The sequence below is a fragment of the Streptococcus handemini genome (genome assembly GCF_040984445.1).
Taxonomy (GTDB): domain Bacteria; phylum Bacillota; class Bacilli; order Lactobacillales; family Streptococcaceae; genus Streptococcus; species Streptococcus handemini.
On sequence record NZ_JBFRYH010000006.1, the window covers coordinates 40,206 to 54,802 of the forward strand.

Consider the following 14,597-nt stretch of genomic DNA (forward strand, 5'->3'; position numbering starts at 1 on the left):
GACAAAAAATGCGGAAAGGAGTAAAATACAAAATGTAAACGCTTACTAAAAGGAGGGGATTTATGATTGACAATCTCAAAATTTTAAAGCAACTGGAAAAACCTCAGGGAAAAATTGATGTTGTGCTAGATACAGATACCTATAACGAGATAGATGATCAGTTTGCTTTAGTGTATCTTATTCAATCTAAGGAAAAATTATCATTAAAAGCTGTATATGCTGCTCCATTTTTTAATCATCATTCAGTTAGTCCAGAAGATGGCATGGAAAGAAGCTATCAGGAGATTTTAAATGTGTATAAATTGATTGATAATTATGATTATCAAGAAGTTACCTATCGTGGATCAACAGATTTTCTGAAAAATACAATCACTCCTCAGCATTCTGCTGCTGTAGATGATTTAATTGAACGAGCAATGCAGTATACGGAAGATAATCCGCTTTACGTGATTGGCATTGCTGCAGCTACAAATATTGCTTCGGCTATTTTATTGGAACCTAAAATTATCGATAAAATCGTTGTACTGTGGCTAGGAGGATTGAGTTATGATTGGCATGACAATACTTCCTTTAATTCAGGCCAAGATGTAGCTGCGGCGAGGGTATTACTAGATTCTGGAGTAGCATTGGTTCAATTTCCTGGAAAAGGTGTGATTGACCACTTTACAACAACAGGACCAGAATTGGAATACTGGTTAAAAGGGAAAAATGCTTTCTGTGACTATATGATTTCAAAGACAGCTGAGGAAGCAAGAATTACCTATGGAGGAAAAGTCTGGTCTAGGGCTATATGGGATGTTGTACCAGTTGCTTGGTTACTAGATGGTGATTTTATGCTGGATAAAATTGTGACTAGTCCGATTATGCAAGATAACCATTACTATAGCTATGATCCTCGCAGGCATTTCATCAAGTATGTCTATAATGTCAAGAGAGATAACTTGATGCAAGACTTATTTGACAAGGTTTCAAAGATTTCCTAGTAAGGTAGAGTAGGAGAGTAAACGGCATGAAAAAGATGGCGAAGAAGATGGAGCCTTTTCTCTATTTATTTCCTTCAATGCTTTTGTTGGCAAGTTTTACATATTTTCCCTTTGTTCAAAATATTATTGATAGTTTATTTATTGTCAATGCATCAGGTGTTAGAAAATCATTTGTTGGATTTGAAAACTATCTTCTTCTATTTAAAAATGAACAGTTTATACAAGCTGTTTTTAATACAATCAAATATGCCTTGATTACCATTCCTTGTTCATTAGGAATCGGATTGCTACTTGCTATTATAGCTCGTAAAAAAACAAAGACTTCTATAATCTATGAAGCGCTATTTTCTCTTCCTATGGCAGTGTCCTTGTCCGTTATGGCAATGATTTTTCAACTGATGCTCAATCCGAACCTTGGTATTGTTAACAAAATATTAGGATTAGATATCAATTGGCTTAAAGAAAGATTGACAGCTCTTCCGTCTCTCATTGCAATGGAAATCTGGCTGAATATTGGGTTTAATTTTCTCTTTATGTTGACAGCAATTCGCAGTATTCCGGAAGAAATACTGGAAAGTTCAATTATTGATGGCGTCAACAAGGTGCAGTTAGTCTATAAAATTATCATTCCTTGTATTTCTCCAACTCTCTTGTTTTTACTAGTATCATCTATTGCCAAAACAATGATTACAAGTGGTTTAACCCTGATTTTGACGCATGGAGGACCAAATGGGACAACCGAAACAATTGTATCCTTTATCTACCGCACAGCCATTGTGAATCAAAATTATAACGTTGGGTACGCTGCTTCAGTAGTTGGATTTTTCATCACATTTCTGTTTGTTATGATTAGCTTTGTTTATGAAAAGAAAGGTGTGAATTATTGATGAAACACATTAAATCAGTTGCCTATCAAGCAATGTGTGTTGGGCTCGGTCTACTTGTGATTTTACCCATACTATATGCCCTTTCTATTTCGTTCATGAATTCAGATGAGATTTTGACTAGAAAAATTGTGCTCTTTCCAAGCACATTTTATCTACAGAATTACATTTCAGCATTTACGAATGCCCCACTTGCTCGCTTTTTATTGAATTCATTTCTTATTACAATTGGCGCTTCTTGCGTTCGTCTTTTTACAGCAAGTACAGCAGCTTTTGCCTTTTCTTTTTTTGAATTTAAAGGGAAAAAATTATTATTCATGCTATATTTGGGAACGATGATGATTCCCGCTGATTTGTTGATTATTAAAAATTATCATACAGTTGCTAAGCTAGGCTTGATTAACACCTATCTTGGTATGATGATTGTATTTTTTGTAACAGTAGTCAATGTTTTTGTGATGAGGCAGTATTTTATGTCTTATTCTAAATCGATTAGAGAAGCAGCGATGATGGACGGATGTAGTAATTTCATGTTCTTTATGAGGGTGTTACTTCCTTCCTCAAAACCAGTACTTGTCACCACATTTATCTCGTCTTTTGTGGGAGTGTGGAACCAGTATCTGTGGCCACTACTTGTTACGAATCAAAATGAAAAACGAACAGCTCAAGTAGCTGTGACACTCTTAAACTTTCCGGATGCCAGTCCTCATGGTATTATCATGGCAGCTGCCATTATTATCTTATTACCATCGGTGATTGTATTCTTGAGTTTCCAACGCTATATAAAGAAAGGAATGATGTCAGGTGGTGTAAAAGGATAGAAAGTTGTTGTCATAGGTTAGAAGAATCTCAAAAGGAGAGAAAAAATGAAAAAGACACTTCAAATGGTAAGAATTGGCGTTGCTCTTTGCGCCTCTATGCTACTAGTAGCTTGTGGATCAAGTGGGGAAAGCGGTAAAGAATCATCAGAATCAACTAATTCGGTAACACTTATGGATGAAGTGAAGCCTGTTGATATTACATTTTGGCATGCCATGAAGGGACCGAATGCAGATGCTTTAGAAAAAATTGTAGCGGATTACAATGCAACGGTTGGAAAAGAAAAAGGGGTGACTGTTACACCGGTCTTTCAAGATACGGGAATTGCTAGCAAGGTCAAGATGGCTGCATCGACAGATGATATAGAAAATGCTCCTGATATTATTCAAACAGTAGGCAGCGATATCCCTAGTTTATCTGCTCTAGAAGAAATTGTACCAGCACAAGAATTTTTTGATTCAAAGAATGCCAGCATTACTACGGATGACTATTATCCACATTTATTGCGGACCTTTACCTATAAAGAAAAAATTATGGGAGTTCCAATGAATGTTTCAACCTTGCTATTGTATTACAACGAAGATTTACTGAAGAAAGCTGGGCATACTGGAGCACCTGCTACTATTGCAGAATTAGCACAGTATAGTACCGACTTGGGTAAGATAGATGGAGTAACAGGTTTAAATACAGAAATTGCCCGCTACCAGCTTGCCAACTTTATTGTAAGTCAGTCAGAAAAGAGTTTCATGGGAGATAATGAAGGTGGGCGTCTTCAGCCAATGACTGAGTATACCATGGGGAAAGATGGCACCTTAAAGGCATTTTTGACTGAGTGGGAAAAGGTTGTTCAATCCGGAAGCTATAAATATTTGGAAGATAATCCAAATGAAGAATTTGCATCAGGATTAAATGCTATGGTTCTCTTATCTTCTGCTCGATTAGGAGCAATTAACCACTTGGTTGGCGATAAATTCCAATGGAAAACAGCCTTTCTTCCGAAAGTTCATGCAAGTGATACTAGTGGTGCTAGTGTCGGAGGAAGCGCTCTTGTTATGTATAATCGTGGGGATAATAATAAGTTAGCTGCTGCCTGGGATTTTATTAAGTATGCAACATCACCTGAAGTTCAGGCGACTTGGTCACAAGCGACAGGCTACATACCAGTAAATAAAAATACCGAGAAACTAGATTCTATGGTTGAGTTCTATGCTAAGAATCCTAATTATAAAGTGGCCTTAGAACAGATGAAGGCATCAAGTCCAATGGCGCAAGAACCGTTTGACTTGGTGAACTGGGAAGTGAATGACATTGTCAAAGATACCATGGGAAGATTTGCCCAGAAACAACTATCGGTTGATGAAGCGGTTGAAGAATTGAGCACGAAGAGCAATGAGGCTTTGGCTGAATATATTCGGGTAAATGAATAAAAAATTACTCCTTATTTCAGTCAACTGAAATAAGGAGATTTGCATTAAGATGGAAAAAATGAAAACGATAAAAACAGTGGTTTGCGATATTGATGGAACTTTGCTTGAAAAACGAGAAATGCTACCCAGCAAGGTGGTTACAAGGATCAAGCTTTTAAAAGAATATAAAATCGACTTTGTATTTGCTTCTGGACGCTTGCCTAGTAGAATCCATCCTTTAGTGCTACAGCTTCAACAAGAGGATATGTTTGTTGTTGCTTGTAATGGAGCACTGGTTTATCAAGGAGATACTATTATTTTTGAACATGTATTTCCAGTAAAATTACTCGAAGGTTTAGTAAGGTTGGCTGATGCTTTTGACATGACAGTATTGTACTCACTTGGTGGCGTTGAATATTGCCATCGAGAAACAGCCACATCCAAGCGTAAGCGCAGGGAGCGAGGAGATTATTTTGCTATTCAGCCACTTAATTTTGCGACGATGCAATTGATAAAGGTGAATATATTGGCAGAAAATACCGTGTATCTACTAGATGAGGAATTACAAAAGTTAGAGGGGCTTGTAAATATCACACGTTATGGTAATCAAGGCGTGGAAATTGTACACAAAGACGTGAGCAAAAAAACAGGAATAGATCATTATTGTCGCCTGAAGAAGAGGGAGTTTTCTACTATAATGGCGATTGGAGATAATGAGAATGATATTGCGTTATTTAAGGCATCTGGAATTGCAGTAGCAGTAGCAAATGCGAGCTCAGACGCTAAGCAGTCTGCTCAGATAGTAACGAGTCTTTCTTCGGCAGATGGTGTGGGAGAAATACTTGCACAACTAATAGATACACAAGAAAGGTAGTGAGGAAGAAACAATGGAATTATCAACATCTACAAATATTTTATTTGAAAGGCGAGATGGGGAGCTGATTCCTCAGGAAAAGGTTATTCGACTCTGTGCAGAGGCGGGCTACACTATTTTAGACTTTTGTTTTCATGATTTAATTACTTATGAGAGTCCTTTAAAAACAGATAGTTGGGAAGACTATTTTCATTTTATCAAGAAAGTTGCTGCAGATTGCAATATTCGCTTTCAACAGGGCCATGCCATTGTCTATGATTTTTGTCGGACGGATATAGATCATCAGCTGTACGACGAATTATTTAGAAGATGTATTGTCGGAGCGAATATTTTAGGGATAAAATGGCTAGTGGTACATCCTTCAACAGTTCGGGACGAGGTGCTTTTTAAAGCAAAATCCAAGAGGAAAAACATAGAATTTTTCCAGAAATGGGTCACAGTTGCAAAAGACTATCAGGTGAGTTTTGCAGTGGAAAATATGTGGGATTTGCATATTCAGCCTATTCGCCAGTATTGTGTTGAAGTAGAAGAATTGATAGAACTAGTAGATGCAGTTCCTGGTCTAGGTGCTTGCTGGGATTGCGAGCATGCAGAAATTATGCAAATTGACCAAGGGCAGGCTTTAGAGGCATTGGGTCATCGCTTAAAGGCTCTTCATATCTCGGATTACACAAATGAAAAAGACATTCACTTATTGCCTTATTTGGGAAATAGTAACTGGGATGCTATTTTTACGGCTTTGCGGAATATTCAGTATGACGGGGTATTTAATTTTGAAATTCACAAATATCTCGTTAATATGCCCCACGAACTAATACCAGAAGCTATGAAATTTAGCGTCTCAATAGGTCAGTATATGATTGAACAAATCAAAAGAGGAGGAAACTAATTGGATGAAGAATTCCTAAGAAGACTTCCAAAAGTTGAGTTGCATTGCCATTTGGATGGCTCTATTAGTCTAGATTTTTTAAAGAAAGTCTATAATAAAACTGAACATGATGTCATTAAAATGCTTGCAAATTCTGTGATTGCTCCTGAGAAATGTCAAAATTTAACGGAATATTTACGGTGTTTTTCTTTGTTAACAGGAGCTCTTAAAACAGAGCATTCTCTACAGCTTGCTGTCTTAGATGTTGCCCGACAAGCTATAAAAGAGAATGTCATTTATATGGAGTTACGATTTGCTCCAGAATATGTAGCAAATGAAGCTATGTCTATGGAGCAGGCGGTGTTAGCAGTAGTAGAAGGAATACACTTAGCCAAAAGTATGTATAAAATTAAGATAGGCTTGATTTTATGTATGATGAGAGGGAAAAATAACCAAGAGATATTCAATCTTGCTGTAAAATACTATCAAAATGGCGTTAATGGTTTGGACTTGGCAGGGAATGAAGTAAAACATGGTTTTTCAGAGCTGGATAAAAAATTATTTACAATAGCAAAAAGTGAGGGGGTTCCTTTTACGATCCATGCTGGAGAAACTGGGAGCGTAGAAAATGTCTTGATGGCTGTTCAGCTAGGAGCCTCTCGAATAGGACATGGCATTGCTCTTTCAAACAGCAAGGTAGCAACTGATTTTATCAAAGGTTTCCCTGTTACGTTAGAGCTATGCCCAATCTGTAATATTCAAACAGGGGCGAGTACATCCTGGTCTCAATACCCTTTTCAGTTTTTTATAGATCATGGCATTCAGGTGACCTTAAATACGGACAATAGAACAGTATCGAATACGAGTTTGACCAAAGAATTTCAAACCATTTCACATCATTTCGATTTGACCAGAGAAAGGGCTACGAAATTAGTAGATAATGCCATTGATGCAGCCTTTGTTTCTTCCAATGTAAAGCAGGAGTTAAGACGACAATGTGCTGAATTCGACAGTGAAAATGAGTAGTGACAGTAGGCCTATTTTGAAAAAATGAGATAATAGAAATGAAAATTGAAATAAGCCAAGGAGATGTAATAATGAATAAAGCAGAGAAAAGACGAGCAACAATTTTGGATATTTTATCAAAAGTACCGGCTTCTTCTATTGCGATACTATCTGGTAAATTAGGTGTATCTACAGAGACGCTTAGAAAAGATTTACAGCAACTAGCTGCTGAAGGAAAAATCATTAAAAGACATGGGAGCGTCTTGCTAAAGGATAGTTCAAAAAATTATCTCCCATTTGATTTACGCCGTAAGATGAATCGTGCCTATAAATCTAAGATTGGTGTAAAAGCAAGTGAATTAGTGGAAGAAGGAGATGTTATTCTACTAGAAAATAGTACGACATCTTTAGCGATGATTGAAGCCTTACTTGGGAATAAAGACTTGCTCCAAACTCTAACCATTATCACAAATTCCTTTTCGATTATTGCATTGATTGAAAAAGAGCAGGTCAAAGGTTGTTTCTTCTTAGGAGGCTGGATTGATTTTTCTCAGCATGCTACAACAGGCAGTATGATGGAAGAATTTTTTAAAAATATCTATGTTGATAAGGCCTTTTTAAGTGCAGCGGCAGTTGATTATGAAGGAAACTTATCTAGCTATTATGAAAGTGACACGATTTTTCAAAAAATAGCATTGCAACAGGCCAAGCAGAAAATTTTAATGATTGGAAAAGACAAGTATCCCAAGCAGGCCTTGTTAAAAGTTGCCAATATCTCAGAATTTTCGCATATCATAGCAGCTACCCCACTGTCTGAAAAGCTTATTGAGAAAATTAGAGAATGTGGTCAATTAAGCAGTGAAAATGGGATTATTAGTGTTTAGTCTTTATATAGAAAAGGGTGTGAAATATGAAAAAAAGAATCATCTGTTATATAGTATTGATTGGTTGCCTTTTAGGGATACATGTTGCAGCAGATACTATTGAGATGGAGATTACAACTCCGTCCATCAGTCAGTCTCGAATCGCTCCAGAGAGAGACTTTTATGTTATCGGTAAGTTAAATGGGACAGTTCCTCAAGATGCTACGCTGTCTGTAGAGCTTTATAAGGCAGGAGTGGCTACCCCGATTCGTGTAGTGGAAACGCGAGGGAAGAGCAATCAGTCAATGAATGTGAATTATCCGTTATTATCCTACTATGCCTCTGATGATAGAACTCCATTATATAGCGCAATGATGCCAGATTTGGTCTATGATGCTGAGGATTCTAGTTCAATCCAAGCGATATGGAACAAAGCTTATTTTACTGATAGAACCTTTACGGCTCTGTTAGCAGGAGGTGAATATTCAACGGATATAAATCTTACAGATAAAAATGGGCAACAAATTGAAAAATTAAAGTCAGGCCAATATCTTTTGGTAGTAACAATGAGGGATACCAATGGCAATATTCAAGGAAAGACACAGAAAAATATAACCATTGCTCATGCTAAAGATAGAATGCTGGCTCGTTTTAGTCCTTCTAATCACTTTGAAAATATTAAAGAATTTTCTGAACAGCATGGATATGAATTGTTTTTAGATCCTTTTCCAGGTTACTGGTCACCGAGTAATTATATTCCAGAGTTATCAGGTTCGCCTATATTTGCAGAGATTTTGCCGAAATGGCGTTTAGCTGATGCGCAAGAGTATCAAAGTGGTGTCGCTCATTTTGTCATCTATAATGTTTCTGATACTAGTGCAACTTATAATGTAGAAGTAGGCACATTGCAATATCAAGGTGTCATTAATGATAATAAGAGAATGCAATCGTACTATTACTCATTCGGTGAACCACTGTTGCCAAATGGGGTAAAAAGTACAATCGTTAAGTTTGATCAAGGGGATAAGTTACAGATTACTCGAGTAGATAATACAGGGCAGCTATCTGTTAAAGATAATTATATGGACGCTAATACTTTTAATCAATTAGTTTCTTATGACATAGATATGACAGATGGTACAGTTATACATGATGGAGATAAGCTATCCTTTAATGGAGTTGTTACACCTATTCAAAACTCTTTGAGTGATATAGAAAAGCGTGGCAATGGAACGTATGTGATGAAAAATAAAATTTTAAGTGTTGACTATAAGATTGTTGACACAGTTAGTGGAACTGTGTATGCTTCGCAGTCTAAGAATGTAGGTATAGATCGAATGATTGACAATAAGGTTCGAAATTCTATCTTTGAATTTAGACATGAAGTACAGTTCCCTAAAGGTTTAGTTGGCAAGAACATTAGTGTGTTGATAGAGGCTAAAGATATATATGGGCAAACAGTTTCTGGAACTCAAGAAAAAATACCTGTAGAGGTATTACAATAAGGAGAGAATCGTTGATAGATCAAGATATATTAGGATTATTTGAACACTTTAAAAGAAATTTAATGCTTGAACGATGCATTTCTCAATTTATTCATCTAGGTTTTATATCAGATAATGATGCTGCAGTAGATGTGTTGGAACAGCGACTAATAAATGTTTTTGAAGGGAGAGAGATTCCAAATAGACATGAGGTATTGCAGTATCTCTCCCTCTTTTCCTTTGACTTAACAATTAGTCAAGTTAACATATTGTTAGAAAATCTTTTTGGTGGAGTACAACTATTATCAAATAATGATCCTATAGATTTGTTATATTATCAACATTATAAGAATAGATTTCAGAATCATTCAGAGTTTTTATCTATATTATCAGCAATTCAGTTTGCTTATATGGCTAATCAAGAGGAAATTGAGTTTTCTCTTTCTAGTCAAGTGTTATTAGACGAGCTGATAGTTGCAATGGGGAGTAGTTGGAGTGAGTGGATACGAACTTTAAAACGATATTTATTGTATAATCGTAGCAATTTAGAAGAAGTATTACTTTTTACGGAGCAGTATATGATACAATGTGTTGATAAGGAGAATCCGATTGATACTGTGACGTATAAAGAGTACAGGAAAAATTATTTGGCTGTGAAAAATAAACAAATATTTATTCCCAGATTATTCATTATTATTTATTCTTTAATGAACTATCCAATGATGGAAGAGCTTAAAAATTTATACGAGATAAATAGATATCAGACAGTAGTAGAACAACGTATAAAGTTTAATATTTATGCGCGCTGAGTTGTAAAGATATAAATGAAAAGGGGGCAACATGACCATACAAGATATATTCATTCGATTAGTATTAGCAATTTTATGTTCAGGCTTGATTGGTTATGATCGCCAGCGAAAGAGTCGGCCGGCTGGTCTTCGAACCCACCTGTTAGTTTGCATTGGAGCGACAACGATTGCTCTGATTCAGAGTGCAGTTTTTTACGAGAAGTTGCAGAGTCAGCCGATGATTGAAGTTGATCAGGTGCGGCTTTTAGCACCGATTGTCAGTGGAATTGGTTTTTTAGGTGCAGGAACTATTGTGGTAACAAAGCATAGGGTAGCTGGTTTGACAACAGCTGCTTCGCTCTGGACGGTTGCGGGTATTGGGATTGCCTTAGGAATGGGTTATTATAGTATCGCTCTACTAGCCTTTTTGGCAGTTATCTTTTCCTTAATGCTGGTCAGCTACATTATCCCTACTCCAGAAATTAAACGCTTGGAGATTCATTTTATTCATCGTCAGGAAACCAAGGAATTTTTAACAGAATTTTTTGCAGAACACCATATTGAGTTGACCAATGTACTCTTTGATGTTCAAAATATAGATGGTCGGAAGATTTACCGCAATATCTTCACCTTGCAATTGCCCAAAGATGTTTCGCTAGTAGAAATTATTGAAGAATTGGCTGTTCGATCTAATATTTTAAAGGTTCGACTCATCTCTGTCGTGGAATAGCGACAACTCTATGAGCAAGACAAAAATCAGCTTTTGAGCTGATTTTTTGGTATACTAGTCTTATGAGAATTTCCCAGTTTTTGTTTCTAGCCCTTACAACGGCTCTTGCGACTTATTGGATGAATGAGGCGATTTTAGCCGGTGAATATATGTGGGCAGCCATTTATGGATTTTTTGTAGTGCGCAATCTTCGCTGGAGCTATCGGGTAAGCAAGGTGATTCGTGTTTTTGAAGATCTTACCAAGAAGACAGACTGATTTCCCCGCTTACTAGACTCTTGATAGAGCCGTCTTCTAGCTCCACCTGTAAGATTCCGCTATCTGTAATCTCAAAGGCTCTTCCTTGATAAAGCTGATTGTGCTCTGAAAAGGTCACTTGTTTTCCAAGAACGAGTGACTTTTCTTTATAAAGAGCCAGTAAGTCTTCTTCGCTTGTGGTAAAAAAGATTCGCCAAATTTCAGTAATTAATTGCTGTCGTGTGATGGTTGGCTTTTCAAGAAAGAGGCTGGTTGCCTTTTCTTTCAGTTCTGTTGGCAGATCAAGGAGATAAAAATTCAGTCCGACCCCAATCATCATATCAGTGACGACTTGAGCCTCAATAGAAGAAACAGCTTCGGTTAGGATACCTGCAATTTTCTTGCCATTGAGATAGATATCGTTCACCCATTTGATTTCTGTTTGGATACCGGTTAGCCCTTCAATGGCTTGAACAATCGCAGCTGCAACCAATAAGGTATAGGGTTTTAGGTCTTGAAGGGGAGCTTGGGGACAAAGATGTAAGGTCATATAAATTCCACCGGTATCAGCAGTAAAAAATGGTCTACCAAATCGCCCTTGAGCCTGCCTTTGACTATCTGCCAGATAAAGAGCAGGGTTCGCATCATGCCGTTCAATCCCATGCTTGGCATCTAGTTGGGTTGAAGTGCTATTTTTGGTTAGGTAAACAGGAATCTGAAGTGTTTTTTCAATGTCTTCAGGAAGCAACAAATCTCCTTGTTCAAGGCGATAGCCACGGTTGGCTTTGGCCTGAATGACCAGACCTTGTTTTTCTAACTGTTGAATGCCTTTCCAGACAGAGGTTCTTGAAATGCCTAATTCTTGAGCTAATTCTTCTCCACTCACGTAGTCTTTGGCATTCCATAATAGGTTATAAATGTTTTCGTAGGTTTTCATGCTTTCATTATAACAAAAAAAGCCAACAAACGTGGTATAATAAGGAAAAGATGGATAGAAAGTAAAAGGAGAAAAGATGAACACACTTGATTATCTTGTTACATTAACCAATACGCCTTCCCCAACAGGCTATACGACAGCGATTATGGATTACATCCAGTCAGAGATTACGAGCTTCGGCTATCAAGCCGTGAAAACACCAAAGGGTGGTGTCATGGTGAGTATAGTAGGAGCAGATGATAGCCGTCATAGAATGGTGACGGCGCATTTGGATACCTTGGGAGCTATGGTACGGGCTATTAAGCCAGACGGTCGCTTGAAAATGGATTTAATTGGTGGCTTTGGCTATCCTTCTATTGAGGGAGAAAATTGCCTGATTCATGTTGCCAAAAATGGCAAGACCTATACAGGAACTATCCTCATGCACCAAACCTCTGTTCATGTATACGCTGATGCGAAAACCGCAGAACGCAATCAAACCAATATGGAAATTCGTCTCGATGAAAAGGTGAAGTCTGCTGAAGAAACACGCGCCTTGGGGATTGAAGTGGGAGATTTTATTTCCTTTGACCCACGTACCGTCATCACAGAAAGTGGTTTTATTAAGAGCCGACATTTGGATGATAAGGTATCAGCAGCCCTCTTAATGAACCTGCTAAAAGTCTACAAGGAAGAGGATATTATTCTGCCTTACACGACTCATTTTTACTTTTCAAATAATGAGGAGATTGGCTATGGGGCAAATTCTAGCCTGCCAGAACAAGTTGTAGAATACTTGGCTGTCGATATGGGAGCGATAGGAGATGACCAGCAGACCGATGAATACACTGTCTCAATTTGTGTCAAAGATGCTTCTGGGCCTTATCATTATGAATTGCGCCAGCATTTGGTCGCTTTAGCGGAAGAAAATGACATTCCGTATAAGTTAGATATTTATCCCTATTATGGCTCTGACGCCTCAGCTGCCATGCACGCAGGAGCAGATGTGAAGCACGCTCTGCTCGGCGCAGGAATCGAGTCCAGCCATTCTTACGAACGCACCCATGTAGACTCTATCAAGGCCACAGAGAGCATGGTAGATGCCTATTTGAAATCAGCGATGGTGAAATAAGAGAAGAATACTGTAAGAAGATGCTTAGTGTAAATTCACTTCATCTATTTTATAAGAACCTGTATTCATAAGCTCCTGAATAGAATTGCTGACTGTGAATATAGGTTCTAAAAATTTGAATACATAAAAACGTATGGGTTTCCATACGTTTTCGTGTTTTACGGCATCATGTTTTGTACAAATTTTTCTTTCATCTCATGGTCATCAAGAACAGCTTGATAGAAGTAGATGTGGCTAGTATGGTAGTAAGGAATGACATAAATTCCGACAATGCCGAAACTAATCATGGTTAAAATATGCCAACCGATGAAAGATAAATCAAGGACAAAGCCTCTCATTTTATAACCTTTCATTAAGCGGCGGCTTTCTTTAATGACCGCAAATGGTCCAGTATAGGTATTGTGCGTCAATTGGTCAAAGAGAAGTGGTTCTACAAGGAAGTAGGCGAAGAATTGTGGCAGAAAGAGCGCGATTCCCGCAATCATAACTAACAATCCGATCATCATCATGAAGCCAGCAATGACCAATAGATTTTCTTGGGGATCTGGAGTAGAGATGGTTGCAACCACGCTTAAGATTGCGCCACCGAGCATGACAGATAGTCCGATTGTAGCCACAAGTCCCCATAGAAAGAGCAAGATAGCTTTTACTAGGTAGGTTACAAGGATACTACCAAATCGTTGATGATTAAAGATGGTGAAAGCATCTTTTGCTTGGACATTCTCACGTAGCTTGTAGATGATTTGAAAAAGAGCAAAAGATATGGATAGTCCCATTAAATCTACTAAAATACCATATAAGAATGGAAAGGCTGTTGCATTAATAATGTGAGATGGACTTGGGACAGGATTATTTATCAGTTGCAGAACTAAATTGTTAGACTCTGATGATGTCATCAAGTTAATCAAAACTCCCATAATGACAGGGATAAGAGCAATGAGATAAGCTCCGGGTGTTTCTGCAATTGTTTTACGTGCTTTAGTACGAATTTGTTGAATTGAAAACATAAAAACCTCCTTCCTATAGTGAACGGCTCCCTGTCAAGTAGACAGTCAAATAATAAAAGATACTAAGCAACCTGATTCCTGAATTCCCAAGGAGTCAGGTTGTTTAATTTTGTTTGATAACGTTGTGTATTGTAAAACTGGATATAGCTTTCGACATCTGCGACTAGTTCCTCATAGGTCTTGTATTTCTTGAGATGATAAGACTCTGTCTTGAAATGCCCAAAGAAACTTTCAATCGGTGCATTGTCGATACATTTCCCAACTCGTGACATCGATAGAGTGATGCCAGCCTGTGTTGTAAAATAGCGATATTCCTTTGAAGTGTACTGACTGCCACGATCGCTATGCATGAGCGGTGTCGCTCCTGGATTGGCTACTAGAGCTTTCTTAATGGTCTTCATAACCAAGGGATTATCATTGTTGTGACCAATCTCATAGGCGATAATCGAGCCATCATATAGGTCCTTGACTGCACTCAAATAAGCCTTGGCACCGAGACCGTATTGTAAGTAGGTGACATCTGTGCACCATTTCTGATTCGGTGCTGTCGCAGTAAAATCACGATTAAGAAGATTTTCAGCGTAGAATCTGTCGCCAGCTTT

At 37.7% G+C, this 14,597-nt stretch carries 16 protein-coding genes; 13 read left to right on the forward strand and 3 right to left on the reverse strand.

Annotated features, from left to right (window positions below; translation table 11 throughout):
* The first annotated feature begins 62 nt into the window (after positions 1-62).
* The 12 genes from ABPH35_RS01730 to ABPH35_RS01785 all read left to right on the forward strand — a co-directional run bounded on the left by ABPH35_RS01730 (position 63) and on the right by ABPH35_RS01785 (position 10,961).
* The gene (locus tag ABPH35_RS01730) at positions 63-983 is read left to right on the forward strand and encodes a nucleoside hydrolase (RefSeq protein WP_349988117.1); all 921 of its coding nucleotides are present in this window, start codon (positions 63-65) and stop codon (positions 981-983) included.
* Between the two features lie 26 nt (positions 984-1,009).
* Complete coding sequence (locus tag ABPH35_RS01735; protein WP_349988118.1) at positions 1,010-1,870, forward strand: carbohydrate ABC transporter permease; 861 nt, start codon at positions 1,010-1,012, stop codon at positions 1,868-1,870.
* On the forward strand, positions 1,870-2,688 hold the full coding sequence (locus ABPH35_RS01740; protein WP_349988119.1) for a carbohydrate ABC transporter permease: 819 nt from the start codon (positions 1,870-1,872) through the stop codon (positions 2,686-2,688). Before ABPH35_RS01735 ends, ABPH35_RS01740 begins: the two co-directional genes overlap by 1 nt.
* A 45-nt stretch (positions 2,689-2,733) precedes the next feature.
* Positions 2,734-4,113, forward strand: coding sequence for an ABC transporter substrate-binding protein (locus ABPH35_RS01745; RefSeq protein ID WP_349988120.1), 1,380 nt, complete (start codon positions 2,734-2,736; stop codon positions 4,111-4,113).
* A gap of 49 nt (positions 4,114-4,162) precedes the next feature.
* Positions 4,163-4,966 (forward strand): HAD family hydrolase, encoded by an 804-nt coding sequence (locus ABPH35_RS01750; RefSeq protein WP_349988121.1) that lies wholly within the window; start codon positions 4,163-4,165, stop codon positions 4,964-4,966.
* A gap of 13 nt (positions 4,967-4,979) precedes the next feature.
* The gene (locus ABPH35_RS01755; RefSeq protein ID WP_349988122.1) at positions 4,980-5,855 is read left to right on the forward strand and encodes a sugar phosphate isomerase/epimerase family protein; all 876 of its coding nucleotides are present in this window, start codon (positions 4,980-4,982) and stop codon (positions 5,853-5,855) included.
* Positions 5,856-6,860, forward strand: coding sequence for an adenosine deaminase (add, locus tag ABPH35_RS01760; RefSeq protein WP_349988123.1), 1,005 nt, complete (start codon positions 5,856-5,858; stop codon positions 6,858-6,860).
* Between the two features lie 71 nt (positions 6,861-6,931).
* Positions 6,932-7,723, forward strand: a complete 792-nt coding sequence (locus ABPH35_RS01765) for a DeoR/GlpR family DNA-binding transcription regulator (RefSeq protein WP_349988124.1) — start codon at positions 6,932-6,934, stop codon at positions 7,721-7,723.
* Positions 7,724-7,749: 26 nt separating this feature from the next.
* Positions 7,750-9,207 (forward strand): hypothetical protein, encoded by a 1,458-nt coding sequence (locus tag ABPH35_RS01770; protein ID WP_349988125.1) that lies wholly within the window; start codon positions 7,750-7,752, stop codon positions 9,205-9,207.
* An 11-nt stretch (positions 9,208-9,218) separates the two neighbouring features.
* Positions 9,219-9,995, forward strand: coding sequence for a hypothetical protein (locus ABPH35_RS01775; protein WP_349988126.1), 777 nt, complete (start codon positions 9,219-9,221; stop codon positions 9,993-9,995).
* 31 nt (positions 9,996-10,026) lie between these two features.
* Complete coding sequence (locus tag ABPH35_RS01780) at positions 10,027-10,704, forward strand: MgtC/SapB family protein (RefSeq protein WP_154608171.1); 678 nt, start codon at positions 10,027-10,029, stop codon at positions 10,702-10,704.
* Between the two features lie 62 nt (positions 10,705-10,766).
* Positions 10,767-10,961: a DUF3272 family protein gene (locus tag ABPH35_RS01785; RefSeq protein ID WP_349988127.1), complete on the forward strand. Its 195-nt coding sequence runs from the start codon at positions 10,767-10,769 to the stop codon at positions 10,959-10,961.
* On the opposite strand, the gene birA is transcribed toward ABPH35_RS01785, so the two are convergent.
* Positions 10,942-11,877 carry a bifunctional biotin--[acetyl-CoA-carboxylase] ligase/biotin operon repressor BirA gene (birA, locus tag ABPH35_RS01790; RefSeq protein WP_349988128.1) on the reverse strand — a complete coding sequence of 312 codons (936 nt, stop codon included), beginning with the start codon at positions 11,875-11,877 and terminating at the stop codon, positions 10,942-10,944. The two genes, ABPH35_RS01785 and birA, sit on opposite strands and share 20 nt — an antisense overlap.
* Before the next feature lie 76 nt (positions 11,878-11,953).
* Between birA and ABPH35_RS01795 the strand changes: the two genes are divergently transcribed.
* Positions 11,954-12,988: a M42 family metallopeptidase gene (locus ABPH35_RS01795; RefSeq protein WP_349988129.1), complete on the forward strand. Its 1,035-nt coding sequence runs from the start codon at positions 11,954-11,956 to the stop codon at positions 12,986-12,988.
* Between the two features lie 158 nt (positions 12,989-13,146).
* Here the strand turns inward: ABPH35_RS01795 and ABPH35_RS01800 are convergent, their stop codons facing one another.
* A complete protein-coding gene (locus ABPH35_RS01800; protein ID WP_349988130.1) occupies positions 13,147-13,995 on the reverse strand; it encodes a DUF975 family protein in 849 nt (282 codons plus the stop codon).
* 62 nt (positions 13,996-14,057) lie between these two features.
* The coding region (locus ABPH35_RS01805; RefSeq protein ID WP_368849507.1) for an IS3 family transposase at positions 14,058-14,597 on the reverse strand (540 nt) is incomplete at its 5' end.

Coding starts and splice junctions, on each gene's coding strand:
- ABPH35_RS01785 (WP_349988127.1), top strand. CDS start 10,767: ATGAGAATTTCCCAGTTTTTGTTTCTAGCCCTTACAACGGCTCTTGCG.
- ABPH35_RS01770 (WP_349988125.1), top strand. CDS start 7,750: ATGAAAAAAAGAATCATCTGTTATATAGTATTGATTGGTTGCCTTTTA.
- ABPH35_RS01745 (WP_349988120.1), top strand. CDS start 2,734: ATGAAAAAGACACTTCAAATGGTAAGAATTGGCGTTGCTCTTTGCGCC.
- ABPH35_RS01795 (WP_349988129.1), top strand. CDS start 11,954: ATGAACACACTTGATTATCTTGTTACATTAACCAATACGCCTTCCCCA.
- birA (WP_349988128.1), bottom strand. CDS start 11,877: ATGAAAACCTACGAAAACATTTATAACCTATTATGGAATGCCAAAGAC.
- ABPH35_RS01735 (WP_349988118.1), top strand. CDS start 1,010: ATGAAAAAGATGGCGAAGAAGATGGAGCCTTTTCTCTATTTATTTCCT.
- ABPH35_RS01780 (WP_154608171.1), top strand. CDS start 10,027: ATGACCATACAAGATATATTCATTCGATTAGTATTAGCAATTTTATGT.
- ABPH35_RS01730 (WP_349988117.1), top strand. CDS start 63: ATGATTGACAATCTCAAAATTTTAAAGCAACTGGAAAAACCTCAGGGA.
- ABPH35_RS01740 (WP_349988119.1), top strand. CDS start 1,870: ATGAAACACATTAAATCAGTTGCCTATCAAGCAATGTGTGTTGGGCTC.
- ABPH35_RS01750 (WP_349988121.1), top strand. CDS start 4,163: ATGGAAAAAATGAAAACGATAAAAACAGTGGTTTGCGATATTGATGGA.
- ABPH35_RS01755 (WP_349988122.1), top strand. CDS start 4,980: ATGGAATTATCAACATCTACAAATATTTTATTTGAAAGGCGAGATGGG.
- ABPH35_RS01800 (WP_349988130.1), bottom strand. CDS start 13,995: ATGTTTTCAATTCAACAAATTCGTACTAAAGCACGTAAAACAATTGCA.
- ABPH35_RS01765 (WP_349988124.1), top strand. CDS start 6,932: ATGAATAAAGCAGAGAAAAGACGAGCAACAATTTTGGATATTTTATCA.